This window comes from Georgenia thermotolerans, assembly GCF_009193185.1.
GTDB classification, from domain to species: Bacteria; Actinomycetota; Actinomycetes; order Actinomycetales; family Actinomycetaceae; genus Georgenia; species Georgenia thermotolerans.
This window is the reverse complement of sequence record NZ_VUKF01000066.1, coordinates 1-17,040: the sequence shown is the minus strand read 5'-3', so window position 1 is coordinate 17,040 and position 17,040 is coordinate 1. Positions and strand designations below refer to the sequence as shown.

Annotated in this window: 17 protein-coding genes; 15 read left to right on the top strand and 2 right to left on the bottom strand. The window is 74.7% G+C overall.

All coding sequences use genetic code 11. The features are described 5' to 3' along the window. On the bottom strand, positions 1–294 hold a 294-nt coding region (locus GD970_RS20115; RefSeq protein WP_152204684.1), incomplete at its 3' end, for an SDR family NAD(P)-dependent oxidoreductase. 231 nt (positions 295–525) lie between these two features. Here GD970_RS20115 and acpS point away from each other — a divergent pair. The 15 genes from acpS to GD970_RS20040 all read left to right on the top strand — a co-directional run bounded on the left by acpS (position 526) and on the right by GD970_RS20040 (position 15,580). Beyond that, on the top strand, positions 526–984 hold the full coding sequence (acpS, locus tag GD970_RS20110; RefSeq protein ID WP_152204683.1) for a holo-ACP synthase: 459 nt from the start codon (positions 526–528) through the stop codon (positions 982–984). After that, positions 981–2,762 carry an acetate--CoA ligase gene (gene acsA / locus GD970_RS20105; protein ID WP_152204682.1) on the top strand — a complete coding sequence of 594 codons (1,782 nt, stop codon included), beginning with the start codon at positions 981–983 and terminating at the stop codon, positions 2,760–2,762. Before acpS ends, acsA begins: the two co-directional genes overlap by 4 nt. 62 nt (positions 2,763–2,824) lie before the next feature. Next, positions 2,825–3,754, top strand: a complete 930-nt coding sequence (gene pdhA, locus GD970_RS20100; protein ID WP_152204685.1) for a pyruvate dehydrogenase (acetyl-transferring) E1 component subunit alpha — start codon at positions 2,825–2,827, stop codon at positions 3,752–3,754. Beyond that, positions 3,751–4,746: an alpha-ketoacid dehydrogenase subunit beta gene (locus tag GD970_RS20095; RefSeq protein WP_152204681.1), complete on the top strand. Its 996-nt coding sequence runs from the start codon at positions 3,751–3,753 to the stop codon at positions 4,744–4,746. Before pdhA ends, GD970_RS20095 begins: the two co-directional genes overlap by 4 nt. Before the next feature lie 7 nt (positions 4,747–4,753). Continuing rightward, on the top strand, positions 4,754–6,070 hold the full coding sequence (locus GD970_RS20090) for a dihydrolipoamide acetyltransferase family protein (RefSeq protein ID WP_264372244.1): 1,317 nt from the start codon (positions 4,754–4,756) through the stop codon (positions 6,068–6,070). A 19-nt stretch (positions 6,071–6,089) separates the two neighbouring features. Beyond that, positions 6,090–6,407, top strand: a complete 318-nt coding sequence (locus GD970_RS20085) for an acyl carrier protein (RefSeq protein WP_152204679.1) — start codon at positions 6,090–6,092, stop codon at positions 6,405–6,407. Positions 6,408–6,485: 78 nt separating this feature from the next. Beyond that, positions 6,486–8,516 (top strand): threonine--tRNA ligase, encoded by a 2,031-nt coding sequence (thrS, locus tag GD970_RS20080; protein ID WP_152204678.1) that lies wholly within the window; start codon positions 6,486–6,488, stop codon positions 8,514–8,516. Beyond that, on the top strand, positions 8,516–9,109 hold the full coding sequence (locus GD970_RS20075; RefSeq protein ID WP_152204677.1) for an HIT family protein: 594 nt from the start codon (positions 8,516–8,518) through the stop codon (positions 9,107–9,109). The genes thrS and GD970_RS20075 overlap by 1 nt, the downstream gene beginning before the upstream one ends. Then, positions 9,109–9,786, top strand: coding sequence for a phosphatidylinositol phosphate synthase (gene pgsA, locus GD970_RS20070; protein ID WP_152204676.1), 678 nt, complete (start codon positions 9,109–9,111; stop codon positions 9,784–9,786). Before GD970_RS20075 ends, pgsA begins: the two co-directional genes overlap by 1 nt. Then, a complete protein-coding gene (locus GD970_RS20065) occupies positions 9,783–10,772 on the top strand; it encodes a phosphatidylinositol mannoside acyltransferase (RefSeq protein ID WP_152204675.1) in 990 nt (329 codons plus the stop codon). The genes pgsA and GD970_RS20065 overlap by 4 nt, the downstream gene beginning before the upstream one ends. Beyond that, a complete protein-coding gene (locus GD970_RS20060) occupies positions 10,772–12,112 on the top strand; it encodes a glycosyltransferase family 4 protein (protein WP_152204674.1) in 1,341 nt (446 codons plus the stop codon). The genes GD970_RS20065 and GD970_RS20060 overlap by 1 nt, the downstream gene beginning before the upstream one ends. Next, positions 12,103–12,717 carry a hypothetical protein gene (locus GD970_RS20055; protein WP_152204673.1) on the top strand — a complete coding sequence of 205 codons (615 nt, stop codon included), beginning with the start codon at positions 12,103–12,105 and terminating at the stop codon, positions 12,715–12,717. Before GD970_RS20060 ends, GD970_RS20055 begins: the two co-directional genes overlap by 10 nt. Before the next feature lie 28 nt (positions 12,718–12,745). Next, positions 12,746–13,951, top strand: coding sequence for a PrsW family intramembrane metalloprotease (locus tag GD970_RS20050; RefSeq protein ID WP_152204672.1), 1,206 nt, complete (start codon positions 12,746–12,748; stop codon positions 13,949–13,951). Positions 13,952–14,095: 144 nt separating this feature from the next. After that, complete coding sequence (gene pdxS, locus GD970_RS20045; RefSeq protein WP_152204671.1) at positions 14,096–15,016, top strand: pyridoxal 5'-phosphate synthase lyase subunit PdxS; 921 nt, start codon at positions 14,096–14,098, stop codon at positions 15,014–15,016. A 9-nt stretch (positions 15,017–15,025) separates the two neighbouring features. Then, positions 15,026–15,580, top strand: a complete 555-nt coding sequence (locus tag GD970_RS20040; RefSeq protein ID WP_152204670.1) for an NUDIX hydrolase — start codon at positions 15,026–15,028, stop codon at positions 15,578–15,580. Between the two features lie 70 nt (positions 15,581–15,650). On the opposite strand, the gene GD970_RS20035 is transcribed toward GD970_RS20040, so the two are convergent. Further along, the gene (locus GD970_RS20035) at positions 15,651–16,943 is read right to left on the bottom strand and encodes an integrase core domain-containing protein (protein WP_226925500.1); all 1,293 of its coding nucleotides are present in this window, start codon (positions 16,941–16,943) and stop codon (positions 15,651–15,653) included. Between the last annotated feature and the right edge of the window lie 97 nt (positions 16,944–17,040).

The window sequence follows — 17,040 nt, the reverse complement described above, 5'->3', positions numbered from 1 at the left end:
CCGGATGCCCCTCGGCCAGCAGATCCACCGCCAGCCCACGCACTTCCAACCCCGCATGCGAACCCACACCCGCAGCCCTCCAGGACGAAAACGTCCCAGGCCTATGCACTCACCCCTTGAGAGCGCCTCGCCCCCCTCGGCCCGGATCGACTCCGCGGTCTGCTCGCCCACGGTGTCGGCCACGTCGGTGATGACGACGCGGGCGCCCTCCTCGGCAAGAAGCCTCGCCGCGGCCGCACCGAGACCGACCGCCCCGCCGCTGATGACGACAACCTTGTCCTCGACGCGTCCCATGGCAGTCCTCCCGGTCCTTGCGGACGGCGAGGTGGTGGACGGGAACACCACCACCGCTCGCCACGGCAGTGAACCACGCGAGCCCGCCGGGGCTCCACCCCCGCTTCTGGCAGTTCCGACGGCGGCAGCGCCGTGCCAGGCGGGATCGGGCCGGCGGCGGGACCGACGCCCTCCACCGCGCCGCCGGGCGGGAGTACCGTGGAGGCGCACGCGACGCCGACGGAGGCGGAGATGGGCAGGTCCCGCACACAGCCAGGTGCCGGCCCACGGTTCGACGGGCACCACTCTCCTGGCGCGGCGATCCCGGCTGTCGCGACCGGACCACGACTCGGCATCGACGTGGTCGACGTCTCCCGCTTCGAACGGGTCCTGGCGCTGCGCGGGGACGCCCTGCGCCGGCGGGTGTTCACCCCGGCCGAGCTCCGGGCCTGCCGCGGACGGCCCGAGCGGCTCGCCCGGCGCATGGCGGCCAAGGAGGCGGTCGCGAAGGCCCTGAGCACCGGGATCGGCCCCGTGGCGTGGCGCGACGTCGAGGTCCTGTCCGGGCAGGGCGCCCCCGCCGTGCGCCTGACGGGCGCGGCGGCCGCCGCGGCCCGCGCGCAGGGCCTGGACCGGTGGGCGCTCAGCCTCGCGGGCGACGGCGGCCGGGCGGTCGCCGTCGTCGTGGCCACCGCCGTGGGGCAGCGATGACGTACCCGACCATCCACAAGGATCCCGCCGACCTGCGGGTGACGCCGAACCTCCCGGCGGCCGGGTGGCCGGGGTTCTCCTGGGCGGTGGCCCGGTCCTGGCTCGACGGCCTGCCGGACGGCGCCGGGCTGAACATCGCCCACGAGGCCGTCGACCGGCACGCCGCCGGGCCGCGGGCCGGCCACGTCGCGCTGCGGTGGCTGGGCCGCCACGGCGAGCGCCTGGACCTCACGTACGCCGACCTGGCCCGGCGCACCAGCGCCTTCGCGCACGCCCTCGAGCGCCTCGGCACCGCCCCGGGCGACAGCGTCTTCGCGCTCAGCGGGCGGGTGCCCGCGCTCTACGTCGCGGCGATCGGCACGCTCAAGGCCCGCCGCGTGTTCTGCCCGCTCTTCTCCGCGTTCGGTCCGGAGCCGGTGCGCCAGCGGATGGCGATCGGCGAGGCCACCGTGCTCGTGACCACCCGCACCGCCTACGAACGCAAGGTCGCCGCACTCCGGGACGGGCTGCCGCGCCTGCGCCACGTCCTGCTCACCGACGTGCCCGCCGACGCCGCGCCCCCGGAGGGCACGCTGTCCTTCGCCGCGCTCGTCGCCGGGGAGGCGCAGGAGTACGCCATCGCCCCCACGGACCCCGAGACGCCGGCGCTGCTGCACTTCACCAGCGGGACCACCGGGACGCCCAAGGGGGCGGTCCACGTCCACGAGGCCGTGGTGATGCACCACGCCTCCGCCCGCTTCGCGCTGGACCTGCACCCCGAGGACGTCTACTGGTGCACCGCGGACCCCGGCTGGGTCACCGGCACCTCCTACGGCATCGTCGCCCCGCTGACCCACGGGGTGACCAGCATCGTCGACGAGGCGGACTTCGACGCCGAGCGGTGGTACGCCACGCTGCGCGAGGAACGGGTCAGCGTCTGGTACACCGCCCCGACGGCGATCCGCCGGCTCATGCGGTTGGGCGGGCCGGCCCAGGGGGCGCTCGCGGCCCCCGCCCTGCGCTTCGTGGCCAGCGTGGGCGAGCCGCTCAACCCCGAGGCGGTGGTGTGGGGGCAGGACGCGCTCGGCCTGCCCGTCCACGACAACTGGTGGCAGACGGAGACCGGCGGGATCATGATCGCCAACACCGCGGCGGCCGACGTCCGGCCCGGCTCGATGGGGCGCCCCCTGCCGGGGGTGGAGGCGGCGGTGCTGCGCCGCGGGCCCGACGGCGTCCTCCTCGCCGACGGGCGTGCGGAGGTCCTGGGCCCGGGGGTGGGCGGCGAGCTCGCGCTCCGGCCCGGGTGGCCCTCGATGTTCCGCGGGTACCTCCACGCCGAGGAGCGGTACCGCCGCTGCTTCGCCGGCGGCTGGTACCTCACCGGGGACCTGGCCTCCCGCGACGAGGACGGGTACTTCTGGTTCCTCGGCCGGGCGGACGACGTCATCAAGTCCTCCGGCCACCTCATCGGCCCGTTCGAGGTCGAGAGCACCCTGATGGAGCACCCCGCCGTGGCCGAGGCCGGGGTGATCGGCAAGCCCGACCCCGTCGCGTGCGAGATCGTCAAGGCCTTCGTCGTCGCGCGCCCCGACGCCGCCGGCGACGGCGGGCTGACCCGCGAGCTGCTCGGCTTCGGGCGCGCCCGGCTCGGCGCCGCCGTCGCCCCCCGGGAGATCGAGATCGTGACCGAGCTGCCCCACACCCGCAGCGGCAAGATCATGCGCCGCCTCCTGCGGGCCCGCGAGCTCGGGCTGCCGGTCGGCGACCTGTCCACCCTGGAAGGGGGCGAGATCCCGTGACGACGACGCTGCGCGCCCCGCACGCCACCGACGAGGCGGACGCGCGCCACCTGCTGCTGGGCATGCTGCGGGTCCGGCGCTTCGAGGAACGCTGCGTCGAGCTGTACAGCGCGGCCCTCATCCGCGGGTTCATGCACCTGTACATCGGGGAGGAGGCCGTGGCGGTGGGCGCCATGGACGCCGTGGGCCCCGAGGACGCCGTCGTCTCCACCTACCGCGAGCACGGCCACGCCCTCGTGCGCGGGGTCTCCGCCCGCGCCGTCATGGCGGAGATGTTCGGCCGGGTCGAGGGGTGCAGCCGCGGCCACGGCGGCTCGATGCACCTGTTCGACACCGCCACCCGGTTCTACGGCGGCAACGCGATCGTCGCCGGCGGCCTGCCGGTCGCCGTCGGCCTGGCGCTCGCGGACCGGCTGGCCGGGCAGGACCGGGTCACCGCGTGCTTCTTCGGCGAGGGGGCCGTCGCCGAGGGCGCCTTCCACGAGTCGATGAACCTCGCCGCGCTGTGGCACCTGCCGGTGGTCTTCCTCTGCGAGAACAACCTCTACGCCATGGGCACGGCGTTGCGGCGCTCGGAGTCGCAGACCGACCTCACCGTCAAGGCCGCCTCCTACGCCATGCCGGCCTGGGCGGTCGACGGCATGGACGTGCTGGCGTGCCGCGCCGCCGCCCGCCGGGCGGTCGGCCTGGTCCGGGCGGGGGCGGGGCCGTGCTTCGTGGAGTTCCGCACCTACCGCTTCCGGGCCCACTCGATGTACGACCCGGAGCTGTACCGCAGCAAGGAGGAGGTCGAGCGGTGGAAGACGCGCGACCCCCTGGAGACCTTCGCCCGCCGGCTCGGCGACGCCGGACTGATCGGCCCCGCGGAGCGGGAGCGGCTCGAGGCCGAGGTGGCCGCCGAGATCGACGACGCCGTGGCCTTCGCCGAGGCGGGCACGCTCGAGCCGGTCGAGGACCTCACCCGCCAGGTGTACCGCAGGGCCGTGCCATGACGACCACGGCCCTGGACACCACCTTCCGGGAGGCGTTCCGGGAGGCGCTGCGCGACGCCCTGCAGCGCGACCCGCTGGCCTTCGTCATGGGGGAGGACGTCGGCGCGTACGGGGGCTGCTTCGGCGTCACCAAGGGCCTGCTGACGGAGTTCGGCCCCGAGCGGGTGCGCGACACCCCGCTGTCGGAGGCGGGGTTCGTCGGTGCCGGGATCGGCGCGGCCCTGGGCGGGCGGCACCCGATCGTCGAGATCATGACGATCAACTTCAGCCTGCTCGCCCTGGACCAGATCCTCAACAACGCCGCGACGTTGCTGCACATGTCCGGCGGCCAGCTGGCGGTGCCGATCGTCATCCGCATGACCACCGGCGCCGGGCGCCAGCTCGCCGCCCAGCACTCGCACAGCCTGGAGGGCCTCTACGCCCACATCCCGGGCCTGCGCGTGGTCGTGCCCGCCACCCTCGAGGACGCGCGCGGCATGCTCTGGACGGCCCTGCAGGACCCCGACCCCGTGATCATCTTCGAGCACGGCGGCCTGTACCCGGTGCGCGGCCCCCTCTCGCCCGACGCCGGCCCGGTCGACATCGACCGCGCCGCGGTGCGCCGCCCCGGCCGCGACGTCAGCCTCATCACCTACGGCGGGTCGCTGCCCAAGGCGCTCGCCGCCGCCGAGCTGCTCGCCGCGGAGGGGATCGCGGCCGAGGTGCTGGACCTGCGGACGCTGCGCCCCCTGGACACGGCGGCCGTCCTGGCGACCGTGACGCGCACCCACCGGGCCGTCGTGGTCGACGAGGAGTGGCGCAGCGGCAGCGTCGCCGCCGAGGTCAGCGCCCGGATCATGGAGGGCGCGTTCTACGAGCTGGACGCGCCGGTGGCGCGGGTGTGCGGGGTCGAGGTGCCGGTGCCGTACGCCCAGCACCTCGAGCAGGCGGCGCTGCCCCAGCCCGAGAGCATCGCCGCCGCGGCCCGTGACGTGGTCGGTGGCCATGGGTGAGTTCCGGATGCCATCGCTCGGGGCCGACATGGACTTCGGCACCCTGATCGCCTGGCACGTGGGCGTCGGCGACCAGGTGCACCGCGGGGACATCGTCGCCGAGGTGGACACCGACAAGTCGGTCATCGAGGTGGAGACCTTCGTCACCGGCACCGTCGAGGAGCTGCTCGTGCCCGAGGGGCGCCGGGTCCCGGTCGGCACGCCGCTGGCACTGATCCGGGAGGACGCGGCGCTCGCGGCCAAGGGACACGCCCCGGCCGCCCCAACGGCCGCGGCTGCGGCAGGGGGCACCCGGACGCCGGAGCCCCTCGCCCCCGAGCCGGTCCCGGTCCGGGCGCCCGGAGGCCGGGCGGGGCGCCCGGCGGCCCCGGCCGCGCGCCCGGGCCGACGACCCTTCGCCTCCCCGCTCGCCCGGCGGCTCGCGCAGGAGCTGGGGGTCGACCTGGCCACCGTGACCGGCACGGGCCCGGGCGGCGCGGTGCGCCGGGAGGACGTCGAGGCGCTCGCGGCCGCCCGGTCGACGGGGGAGGCCGTGCCGGCACCCCCGCCGGTCCCGGCCCCGGCTCCCTCGCCCGCCCCGGGCCCCTCGCCGGCCCCGGCACCAGCACCGCCACCGGCAGCACCGGCCGTACCGTCCCCGCCCCTCACGGGGGCCGACCGGCAGGCCGCGGTGCGCCGCGCGGTCGCGGCGGCCATGGCGCGCTCCAACCGGGAGATCCCGCACTACTACCTCACCCGCGACATCGACACGTCCCGCTCGCTGACCTGGCTCGAGGCCCACAACGCCGCGGTCGGCGTCACCGACCGGCTCCTGCCCGTCGTGCTGCTCCTCAAGGCCACGGCCCTCGCGCTGCGCGAGGCCCCCGACCTCAACGGCACCTGGGAGCAGGACGGCTTCCGGCCGGCGGCGCACGTCCACCTCGGCGTCGCGATCGCCCTGCGCGGCGGCGGGCTCGTCGCTCCCGCGCTGCACGACGCCGACCGGGCCCCGCTCCCCGACCTCATGGCCCGGTTGCGCGACGTGACCGGACGCGCCCGGGCGGGCCGGCTGCGGTCCTCGGAGGTCGCCGACCCGACGGTCACCGTGACCAGCCTGGGCGACGAGGGCCCCGACATGGTGCTGCCGGTCATCTACCCGCCGCAGGTGGCCATCGTCGGGCTCGGGCGCACCCGGCAACGACCGTGGGCGAGCGACGGCATGCTCGGCGTGCGCCCGGTCGTCACCGCCACCCTCGGCGCGGACCACCGGGCGAGCGACGGCCACCGGGGCGCCGTCCTGCTGGCGGCGCTGGACCACCTGCTGCAGGACCCGGAGAGGCTGTGACGGAGGCGGAGGTGCTGTGATGGACGAGCCGACGACGGCGCCCGGCGCGGCGCATCCGGCGGTGAACGCGGGGCGGCCGGCACCGGGCACGGCGGAGCTGCGCGCCACGGTGCTGCGGGTGCTGGGCGAGGTGGCACCCGAGGCGGACCCCGGCGCCGTCGACCCCGCGGCCGACCTGCGCGAGGAGCTCGAGCTGGACTCGATGGACGTGCTCAACCTGGCCGTCGGGCTGTTCCAGGCCACCGGGGTGGAGGTCCCCGAGCGCGACTACACCCGCATCGTCTCCGTCGACGGCTGCGTGCGCTATCTCGCGGAGCACCTGGGCGCGCGGGCGTGACCGGGCCGGTGCGCGGCGCCCGGGTCGCTGCTCGGTAGGATCGGGTGGTCCTACCCGCAAACTGCCAGGAGCCCCACCGTGTCCGACCACACCCTGACCATCGACGGCGTCGAGCAGACCGTCAGCGGGGGCACGACGGGCACTGAGCTGTTCGCCGGCCGCCCGGACGTCGTCGCCCTCCGCGTCGACGGCGAGCTGCGCGACCTGGCCACCGCCGTCGACGAGCTGCCCGCCGGCGCCGTCATCGAGCCGGTGACCATCGACAGCCCCGACGGCCTGGCGATCCTGCGCCACTCCACCGCGCACGTGCTCGCCCAGGCGGTCCAGCAGGTCAACCCGGACGCCAAGCTCGGCATCGGCCCGCCCATCACCGACGGCTTCTACTACGACTTCGACGTCGAGCAGCCCTTCACCCCCGAGGACCTCAAGGCCTTCGAGAAGGTCATGGGCCGGATCGTCAAGGAGAACCAGGCCTTCCGGCGCCGGGTGGTCACCGAGGAGGAGGCGCGCGCGGAGCTGGCCGACCAGCCCTACAAGCTCGAGCTCATCGGGCTCAAGGGTCCCGGCGGCGACGGCGAGGCCTCCGACGCGGACGTGGCCGAGGGTGCCTCGGTCGAGGTGGGCGGCGGCGAGCTGACCATCTACGACAACGTCCGCCGCGGCGGCGAGGTCGCCTGGAAGGACCTGTGCCGCGGGCCGCACCTGCCCTCGACCAAGCTCATCGGCAACGGCTTCGCCCTCATGCGCTCGGCCGCCGCCTACTGGCGCGGCAGCGAGAAGAACCCCCAGCTCCAGCGTGTCTACGGCACCGCCTGGCCCAGCAAGGACGAGCTCAAGGCCTACACCGAGCGCCTCGCCGAGGCCGAGCGCCGCGACCACCGCCGCCTGGGTGCCGAGCTCGACCTGTTCTCCTTCCCCGACGAGATCGGCTCGGGCCTGCCCGTCTTCCACCCCAAGGGCGCGATGATCCGCATGGAGATGGAGGAGTACTCGCGCCGCCGTCACGTGGAGGCCGGCTACTCCTTCGTCACCACCCCGCACATCACCAAGGCGCAGCTCTTCCAGACCTCCAAGCACCTCGAGTGGTACGCCGACGGCATGTACCCCCCGATGCACCTGGACGAGGCCCGCGACGCCGAGGGCAACATCACCAGGCAGGGGCAGGACTACTACCTCAAGCCCATGAACTGCCCGATGCACAACCTGGTGTTCAACTCCCGCGGGCGCTCCTACCGCGAGCTGCCGCTGCGGCTCTTCGAGTTCGGCACCGTGTACCGGTACGAGAAGTCGGGCGTGGTGCACGGCCTGACCCGCGCCCGCGGGTTCACCCAGGACGACGCGCACATCTACTGCACCCGCGAGCAGATGAAGGACGAGCTCTCGAGCCTGCTCACCTTCGTCCTGGACCTGCTCCGCGACTACGGGCTCGAGGAGTTCTACCTCGAGCTGTCCACCCGTGACCCGGAGAAGTCCGTCGGCGACGAGGCGACCTGGGAGGAGGCGACCCGCACCCTCGAGGAGGTGGCCACCGCCTCGGGCCTGGAGCTCGTGCCCGACCCGGGCGGCGCGGCCTTCTACGGCCCGAAGATCTCCGTGCAGGCCAAGGACGCCATCGGGCGCACCTGGCAGCTCTCGACCATCCAGCTCGACTTCTTCGAGCCGGAGCTGTTCGAGCTCGAGTACACCGCCCCCGACGGCTCGCGGCAGCGCCCGGTCATGATCCACCGGGCCCTGTTCGGCTCCATCGAGCGGTTCTTCGGCGTGCTCCTCGAGCACTACGCGGGCGCGTTCCCGGCCTGGCTCTCGCCCGTGCAGGTGGTCGGCGTGCCCGTCGCCGACGTCTTCGACGACTACCTGCGCGGCGTCCTGGACCAGCTGCGGGCCAAGGGCGTGCGCGTGGAGCTGGACGACTCCGACGACCGGTTCGGCAAGAAGATCCGCAACGCCGCCAAGGAGAAGGTGCCCTTCGTGCTCATCGCGGGCGGGGAGGACGTCGAGGCGGGCGCGGTGTCGTTCCGGTTCCGCGACGGCCACCAGGAGAACCAGGTGCCGGTGGCCGAGGCCGTCGAGCGGATCGTCGCCGCGATCGCCAACCGGGAGCAGGTCTGATGGGCGACCAGCGCGCCGAGCCGGCTGCGGACTTCGTCGGCGTCCCCGACGCCTTCCAGCGCCTGTGGACCCCCCACCGCATGGCCTACATCGACGGCGAGGACCGGCCCGACGACGACGGCGAGCAGGCGTGCCCGTTCTGCCGGGCGCCCTCCCGCAGCGACGAGGACGGCCTCATCGTCCACCGCGGCGAGCTGGCCTTCGTGGTGCTCAACCTCTACCCGTACAACCCCGGCCACCTGCTGGTGTGCCCCTATCGGCACGTGGCCGGCTTCACCGACCTCACCGACGCCGAGCGCGAGGAGGTCGGCGTGCTCACCGCCACCGCCATGCGGGTGCTCACCGAGGTCTCCGCGCCGCACGGGTTCAACCTGGGCATGAACCAGGGCGCCGTGGCCGGCGCGGGCATCGCCGCCCACCTGCACCAGCACGTCGTGCCGCGGTGGGGCGGGGACGCGAACTTCTTCCCGATCGTGGCCCGCACCAAGGCGCTGCCGCAGGTGCTGGGGGAGACCCGCCGGCTCCTGGCCGACGGCTGGGCCCGGCTGGCCAGCCCCGCGGCCACCCCGGCCGGCGACGAGGGGGCGCGGTAGTGCTCAGCAGGAGCGGTCGCGGGTTCGCCGCCGCGGTCTTCGGCCCCGCGGCCCGGGTGCTGGTGCGCCTGGGCGTCAGCCCCGACGTCGTCACCGTGGGCGGCACCGCCGCCACCACGGTCGCGGCCCTGACGCTGCTGCCCACCGACCACCTCACCGCCGGCGCGCTCGTCGTCGGCGCGCTCGTCGTCGCCGACAACCTCGACGGGCAGATGGCCCGGATGATGGACCGGGTCTCGCGCTGGGGCGCGTTCCTCGACTCCACGATGGATCGCATCGCCGACGCCGCCCTGTTCTCCGGGCTGCTGCTGTGGGCGCTGCACCACGTCGAGGGCCCCCTGGGCGGCTGGACCGCGGCCCTCGCCCTCGCCTGCCTCGTCCTCGGCGGCGTCGTGCCCTACGCCAAGGCGCGCGCCGAGGGGCTGGGCATGACGGCGAACGTCGGGCTCGCCGAGCGCGCCGACCGCCTCGTCGTCGCCCTCGTGGCGACCCTGCTCGTCGGGCTCGGCCTGCCCGTGTGGGTCATGACCGTCGCGCTGGGCCTGCTCGCCCTGGCCAGCGCCGTCACCGTGGTCCAGCGCATGCGCACGGTCTACCTCCAGGCGCGCGCCGCCGGCCCGGGCAGCGCCGCGGACGGCCAGGACAGCGCGCCGACGCCCGAGGGCGCCGCCTCGTGAGCATCGACATCGCCCGCGTCTTCCGCCTCGCCCAGCGCGGCGTCGAGCACCTGCCGGAGCCGGTGGCGCGCGCCGCCTTCACCGCGGTGGCCGACGGCGCGTGGCTCGCCCGCGGCGGCGGGGTGCGCCAGCTCGAGACCAACCTGGCCCGGCTGCGCCCGGACCTGTCCCACCGGGCGGTGCGCCGGCTCTCCCGGGAGAACATGCGCGGCTACCTGCGCTACTACCGCGAGGCCTTCCAGCTGCCCCGGCTGTCCCGCGACCGGATCGAGGCCCGGGTGCGGGTGATCGGCGACGCCGCGATCCGCGCCGAGCTCGCCGCCGGCCGGTCGGTCCAGTGCGCCCTGTCGCACTCGGGCAACTGGGACCTCGCCGGCGCGTGGGGCACCGGGGAGCTCGGGCACGTGCTCACGGTGGCCGAGCACCTCGAGCCCGAGGAGGTCTTCCAGGGGTTCCTGCGGTTCCGTACCGGCCTGGGCATGACGATCATCCCGCTGGAGAAGGGCCGCAACGTCTTTCGCGAGCTGCTGCGCCTGTCGCGCACCGGCGCCTACCTCGTCCCGCTCCTGGCCGACCGGGACCTCTCGCACACCGGCGTCGAGGTCGACCTCGCCGGCCACCGGGCCCGCGTGGCACCCGGCCCGGCGGCCCTGAGCCTGGCCACCGGCCAGCCCCTGCACGCGGTGATGATCCGCCACGAGCGGCTGCACGGCGCGCGGCGCCGCGCCGCCGGGGGCCCGTGGGGGATCGTGGTGGAGTTCAGCCCGCGGCTGGACCGGCCCGGCGAGCAGCTCACCGTCGCCGAGCTCACCCAGCGGTGGGTCGACTGGGTCGGTGCGCGGCTGCGCCGCCACCCCGAGGCCTGGCACATGCTGCAGAAGGTCTTCCTCGCCGACCTCGACGCCGACCGGCTCGCCCGGTCCGCCGCGCGGGCGCGGCAGGCGGCGGGGGAGAGTCCCGCCGGCCCGCCGGAGGGGCGCGGCTGATGCGGGTCGGAATCGTCTGCCCGTACTCCTTCGACGCGCCGGGCGGGGTGCAGTTCCACGTCCGCGACCTCGCCGAGGAGCTCATCCGCCGGGGCCACACCGTCTCGGTCCTCGCCCCGGCCGAGGACTCGACCCCGGTGCCCGACTACGTCGTCTCCACCGGGCGCACGGTGGCGATCCCGTACAACGGGTCGGTGGCCCGGCTGAACTTCGGCCCCGTCGTCGCCGGCCGGGTGCGCCGCTGGGTGGAGCAGGGCGACTTCGACCTGCTGCACATCCACGAGCCGATGATCCCCTCGCTGAGCATGCTTGCCCTGTGGGTCGCCGACGGGCCGGTGGTCGCCACCTTCCACACCTCCATGGAACGCTCGCGCGCGCTGCAGGCGATCTCCCCGGTGGTCGTGCCGATGCTCGAGAAGATCACCGGGCGCATCGCCGTCTCCGAGGAGGCCCGGCGCACCCTCGTCCAGCACCTGGGCGGGGACGCCGTCGTCGTCCCCAACGGCGTCTACGTCGACCGCTTCGCCGGCGCCGCCCGCCGGCCCGAGTGGGAGGGCACCGACGAGCGGCCCACGGTGGCGTTCCTCGGCCGGCTCGACGAGCCACGCAAGGGCCTGCCCATCCTCGCCGACGCCGTCGGCCCGGTCCTCGCCGAGATCCCCGGCGCCCGCTTCCTCGTCGCCGGACGCGGCGAGGCGGCGCAGGAACGGGCCGCGCTGGCCCGCTACGGCGACGCGGTGACCTTCCTCGGCGGAGTCAGCGACGAGGACAAGGCCAGCCTGTTCGCCTCGGTGGACGCCTACGTCGCCCCGCAGACCGGCGGGGAGAGCTTCGGCATCGTGCTCGTCGAGGCGATGAGCGGCGGCTCCCTCGTCGTCGCCGCCGACATCCCCGCCTTCCAGGCCGTGCTCGACGGCGGCCGCCTGGGCCGGCTCTTCAGCCGGGGGGATCCCCTCAGCCTGGCCCGCACCCTCGTGGAGGTGCTGGGGGACCGGGCCGGCACGGCGCCGGTGCGCGAGCGCGCCGCCACCGCGGTGCGCCGCTACGACTGGTCGACCGTGACCAGCCAGGTGCTCGCCGTCTACGACATGGTGCTGTCCACCGCGCACGCCCGCGTGAGCGAGGACCCGCGCTCGCGCACGATGTTCGCCCGGCTGCGCGCCGCCACCCAGGCCGTCACCGGCGGCGGCCAGGCGGCCACGGGCGGCAACAACCAGGCCACGCCGGACGGCGGCACCCAGGCCACTCCGGCCGGCGGCACCCGCGCCGATCGCACTAGCGCCGCCCGCGCCAGCGGCACTGAACCCGTTGCCGGCGGGGAGGAGCCGTCGTGGAGCTGACCGACTGGCTGCTGCTCGCCGTCCTGGTCCTCGTGCTGCTCGGCTGGGCGCTGTGGGTCCAGGCCTCCCGGGTGGACCGGCTGCACCGCACGGTGCTGCGCTCGCGCGCGACGCTGGAGACCCAGCTCGTCCGGCGGGCCACGGCGGCCACCGAGCTGGCGGCCTCGGGCGCGCTCGACCCCGCCGAGGCGATCGTCGTCACCGACGTCGCCCTGCGCGCCATCGACGCGGCGCCGGCCGGGCTGGTGCGCGACGGGCTGGAGGGCGCCCCGGGTGCCGACCCGCTGGGCGAGGGGGCCGCCGTCGCCCTCGACGACGCCCCGGACCGCGGCCTGGTCGAGAGCGAGCTGAGCCGCACCCTGCGCACCGTGCTCGGCGGCCCCGAGGACCGGGCCGCGCTGGCCGACGACCCGCGCGCCACCGAGGTGCTCGGGCACCTGCAGCAGTCCTGGTACCGCCTCCAGGTGGCGCGCCGCTTCCACAACGCCCACGTCCAGCGGGTGCGCGAGGTCCGCGCCCGGTGGGCGGTGCGCACGTTCCACCTGGCCGGGCGCGCGCCGCTGCCCGAGCCGTTCGACATGGACGACGCCCTCCCGGACGACTGAGCCGCGCCGGGACCCTACTGTGACGCAGATGAGCGGACCGTACCTGCCCCCGCCGTCCGGCCGCGTCGGGCGGCGCGTCGGCCCGCCCCCGCGGCCGGCGGCCGTGGCGCCCGAGGCCCAGCTGCCGACGCGGGCCCAGTGGGGTGCGGTGCCGCGCCGGCACCCCGCGACGCTGGCGGTCGAGGTGGTCGGCATCGCGCTCGGGCTGGTGGGCGCGCTGTGGGTGCTGGCCACGGTGCTCGCCGTGGGCGGCACCGGGGCGACGGCGCTGGCGGGGGTCCTCGCCTTCATCCCCCTGGTCGTCGTCCTGGCGACGGTGCGGTGGGTGGACCGCTGGGAGCCGGAGCCGCGCGGCCTGCTCGCCGCGGCCCTGGCGTGGGGGATCGGGGTGGCCGCCGCCGTCGCCCTGTTCTTCAACGACCTCATCGCGGTCAGCGTCTACGCCGTCACGGGCAGCCCCGAGCAGGCGCAGGTGTTCGGCACGGTGGTCGGCGCGCCGGTGGTGGAGGAGATCGCCAAGGGCGCGGGCGTGCTGCTGATCTTCCTGCTGCGCCGGCGCGCGGTGGACGGCCCGGTCGACGGCATCGTCTACGCCGCGGTGGTGGCGGCCGGGTTCGCGTTCACCGAGAACGTCCTGTACTTCGTGCAGTACCAGGAGGCGCTGACGCAGGTCTTCGTCGCCCGCGCGATCTACGCCCCGTTCGCCCACGTGACCTTCACCGCCTGCACCGGCATCGCGCTCGGCCTGGCCTCGCGCCGCTCCACGGCGGCGTGGGTGGTGCTCTTCCCGGTGGGCCTGGCCGCGGCGATGGCGCTGCATGCGCTGTGGAACGGCTCGGCGGTGCTGGGCGCGTCCGACGCCGTGTACTGGTCCATCCAGGTGCCGCTGTTCGTCGGGCTGATCCTGCTCGTGCTGTGGCTGCGCGCCGACGAGCGGCGCACCATCGCCCGCCGCCTGGGCGAGTACGCCCAGGCCGGCTGGTTCACGCCCTTCGAGGTCACGATGCTGAGCTCGATGCCGGGCAGGCGCCGGGCGCGCGCCTGGGCGGCCACCCGCGGGCCCGGCGCCGAGCGGGCCATGCGGGACTTCCAGGCCGCGGCGACGTCGCTGGCCTACACCCGCCAGCGCGCCCTGTCCGGCCGGTACGACCCGCGGGCGCGCCGCGACGAGCAGGAGCTGCTCGAGCGGGTGGTGCGCAGCCGGGCGGTGGTCACCGGCGCCGGCCGGGTGTGACGGCGGCCCGATGACGGCGCGCCCGGTGCGCCGTCCGGCGTCGGAGAGACCGGTGCGCCGTCCGCCGTCGGCGAGACGGGCACGGGCCTTGTCGCGGCACGACTAGACTCGAGCGCGTCAGCCCCCCATCCGCAGAAGGTCACCGTGTCAGAGAACGAGTTCGCCGTCACCGAGCAGCCCACCCCGCAGCAGGGCACCGCCCGCGTCAAGCGCGGGATGGCCGAGATGCTCAAGGGCGGCGTCATCATGGACGTCGTCACCCCCGACCAGGCGAAGATCGCCGAGGACGCCGGCGCCGTCGCCGTCATGGCCCTCGAGCGGGTGCCCGCCGACATCCGCGCCCAGGGCGGCGTGTCCCGGATGAGCGACCCCGACATGATCGACGGCATCATCAGCGCCGTCACCATCCCCGTCATGGCCAAGGCCCGCATCGGCCACTTCGTCGAGGCGCAGGTGCTGCAGTCCCTCGGCGTGGACTACGTCGACGAGTCCGAGGTGCTCACCCCGGCCGACTACGCCCACCACATCGACAAGTGGCAGTTCACCGTCCCGTTCGTGTGCGGGGCGACCAACCTCGGGGAGGCGCTGCGCCGCATCACCGAGGGCGCGGCGATGATCCGCTCCAAGGGCGAGGCCGGCACCGGGGACGTCTCGAACGCCACGACGCACATGCGCACCATCCGCGACGAGATCCGCCGGCTGCAGAGCCTGCCCGAGGACGAGCTGTACCTCGCGGCCAAGGAGCTGCAGGCGCCCTACGACCTCGTCAAGGAGGTCGCCGAGAAGGGCAAGCTGCCCGTCGTGCTGTTCACCGCCGGCGGCATCGCCACCCCGGCCGACGCGGCCATGATGATGCAGCTGGGCGCCGAGGGCGTCTTCGTCGGCTCGGGCATCTTCAAGTCCGGCAACCCCGCCCAGCGCGCCGCGGCCATCGTCAAGGCGACGACGTTCTACGACGACCCCAGCGTCATCGCCGAGGTCTCCCGCGGCCTGGGCGAGGCCATGGTCGGCATCAACGTCGACGAGATCCCCGTCCCGCACCGCCTCGCCGAGCGCGGCTGGTGAGCCCGCGCGGTGCCTGACGCGCTGACGTACGGGCTCGGGCCCGACTGGGTCCCGGGCCCGGACGGGGTGCCGTTCCGCCGCGCCGCCCGCGTCATCCTCGTCGACGAGGCCGACCGGGTGCTGCTCGTGCGCGGGCACGACGCCGGGGAGGTCACCCGCTCGTGGTGGTTCACCGTGGGCGGGGGCCTCGACGCCGGCGAGGACGTGCGCGCGGGCGCCGCCCGGGAGGTGCTCGAGGAGACCGGCATCGTCGTCGACCCCGAGGAGCTGGTCGGGCCGGTGCTCACCCGCAGCGCGCTGTTCGACTTCGCCCGGGTGACGTGCCGGCAGGACGAGGAGTTCTTCCTCGCCCGGGTCTCCGGCGCCCACGCCTTCACCGACGACGGGTGGACCGAGCTCGAGCGCGACGTGCTCGACGAGGTGCGCTGGTGGGACCTCGACGCCCTCGACGCCGCAGTGGCGGGTGGCGCCGTCGTCTACCCGACGCCGCTCCCCGAGCTGGTGCGCACCCTGCTGGACGGGTGGGACGGCACGACGCCGCACCTGGACGAGTCCTCCCTCTGACCCCCGGCCCGCGAGACGTCAACTTGGTCGCGAGGCGTCAAGTTGGTCGTGAGGCGTCAAGTGTGATGTCTCAGGACTTCGGTGACGGTTGTTGTCTCAGGACATCGGTGACAGTTGGTGTCTCAGGAGATGGGTGACGGTTGGCGTAGCGGGCCATGAAGCCGCGGGGTTGTCCGTTGCCGACGTAGCGGGTTCCGGGGGCTGGTCGTGGGGTGGTGCGGATGCTCTCGCCGTTGGCGTCGAAGAACTCCACGGTGGTCGGGTCCCAGATGATGTGGACGGTCTGGCCGGCGTGGGCCTCGCCGAGCAAGAAGCGGGTGCCGATGACGGTGACGACGCCCTTGGCTGTGACCACCCGGGTGGCTTGTCCCTCGGCCTTCGCCAGCGCCGGGGCGTCGGGGATCGGTTCGGGTGCCGGTTCGGGCTCGGGTGCCTTGGGGGTGGCGTCCCAGGCCTGACGAGGGGTGATCCGCCCGGGAAGGGCCTGGTGGGGGCGTTGGGTGTTGTAGACGACCTCGAACTCCTCGAGCAGCTGCTGCATGTGCGGCAGGTCGGCGGCGAGCTCGCGGGCGTCTAGCCACAGGGCGGTGGTGCGGTGATGGCGTTCGCTCTTGCCCTGGGTGGTGGGTTTGCCCGGTTTCCCGGTGATGGTGTCCACCCCCAGCCGGGTCAGGTAGTCCACGAGCTGGCCGCGCTTCTTGCGCCGGGTCGGGTTCAGCGCCACGCCGTTGTCGCTGAGGAAGCGCTGCGGGATGCCGTGCCGGGCGATCGCGGTACGCACGACCGCCAGGACCGCCTCGGAGGTCTCTCCGGCGGCGGCGAGCGAGGCCAGGATCATGCGGGAGTGGTCGTCGACGACCTGCAAGATGGTGCCTTCGCGCCCGCCGGCCAGGGGGTAGGTGAACCCGTCCAGCTGCCACAGGCAGTTCGGCGCCGGGTAGACGAACCGGCGATACGAGGCGCGCGGACGCTTGCGCGGCTCGGGATCGACCGCGCCGGCCTTGAGGAAGATCCGCGCCAACGTCGCCCGCGAGGGCGCCGGCAGCCCCAGGGCGGTCATCTTGTCCATCACGCTCAACGGCCCGTGATCGAGCCCGGCCTTCTTCAGCTCGGCCCGCACGGCCAGCGCCTGCTCGATCACCTCGGGTGGGGTCTTGGACGGTGACCGGCGTGGGCGACGCGACCGCGGTGCCCACGCGGCCATGACGCCTTCCTCGGCGGCCCGGGCACGGATCGCGTAGAACGACTTCCGGCTGATCTGGTGCTCGGCGCAGAAGGCCGTCACGGCGCCACGCGGGGCATCCTCGGGCCACTGCGTGATCGCGAACCGGACCCTGCTGCTGATCTCCCTCGACTCACCCATCGGCCAATGACGGCAGCCGAAGTGTCACCACGAGCGCGAGACATACCGTCACCGATGTCTTGAGACACAACCGTCACCGATGTCCTGAGACTTCACA

Coding starts and splice junctions, on each gene's coding strand:
- GD970_RS20085 (WP_152204679.1), top strand. CDS start 6,090: ATGGACGAGCCGACGACGGCGCCCGGCGCGGCGCATCCGGCGGTGAAC.
- GD970_RS20035 (WP_226925500.1), bottom strand. CDS start 16,943: ATGGGTGAGTCGAGGGAGATCAGCAGCAGGGTCCGGTTCGCGATCACG.
- pdhA (WP_152204685.1), top strand. CDS start 2,825: ATGCTGCGGGTCCGGCGCTTCGAGGAACGCTGCGTCGAGCTGTACAGC.
- acpS (WP_152204683.1), top strand. CDS start 526: ATGGGCAGGTCCCGCACACAGCCAGGTGCCGGCCCACGGTTCGACGGG.
- GD970_RS20095 (WP_152204681.1), top strand. CDS start 3,751: ATGACGACCACGGCCCTGGACACCACCTTCCGGGAGGCGTTCCGGGAG.
- GD970_RS20060 (WP_152204674.1), top strand. CDS start 10,772: ATGCGGGTCGGAATCGTCTGCCCGTACTCCTTCGACGCGCCGGGCGGG.
- acsA (WP_152204682.1), top strand. CDS start 981: ATGACGTACCCGACCATCCACAAGGATCCCGCCGACCTGCGGGTGACG.
- GD970_RS20090 (WP_264372244.1), top strand. CDS start 4,754: ATGCCATCGCTCGGGGCCGACATGGACTTCGGCACCCTGATCGCCTGG.
- GD970_RS20075 (WP_152204677.1), top strand. CDS start 8,516: ATGGGCGACCAGCGCGCCGAGCCGGCTGCGGACTTCGTCGGCGTCCCC.
- GD970_RS20050 (WP_152204672.1), top strand. CDS start 12,746: ATGAGCGGACCGTACCTGCCCCCGCCGTCCGGCCGCGTCGGGCGGCGC.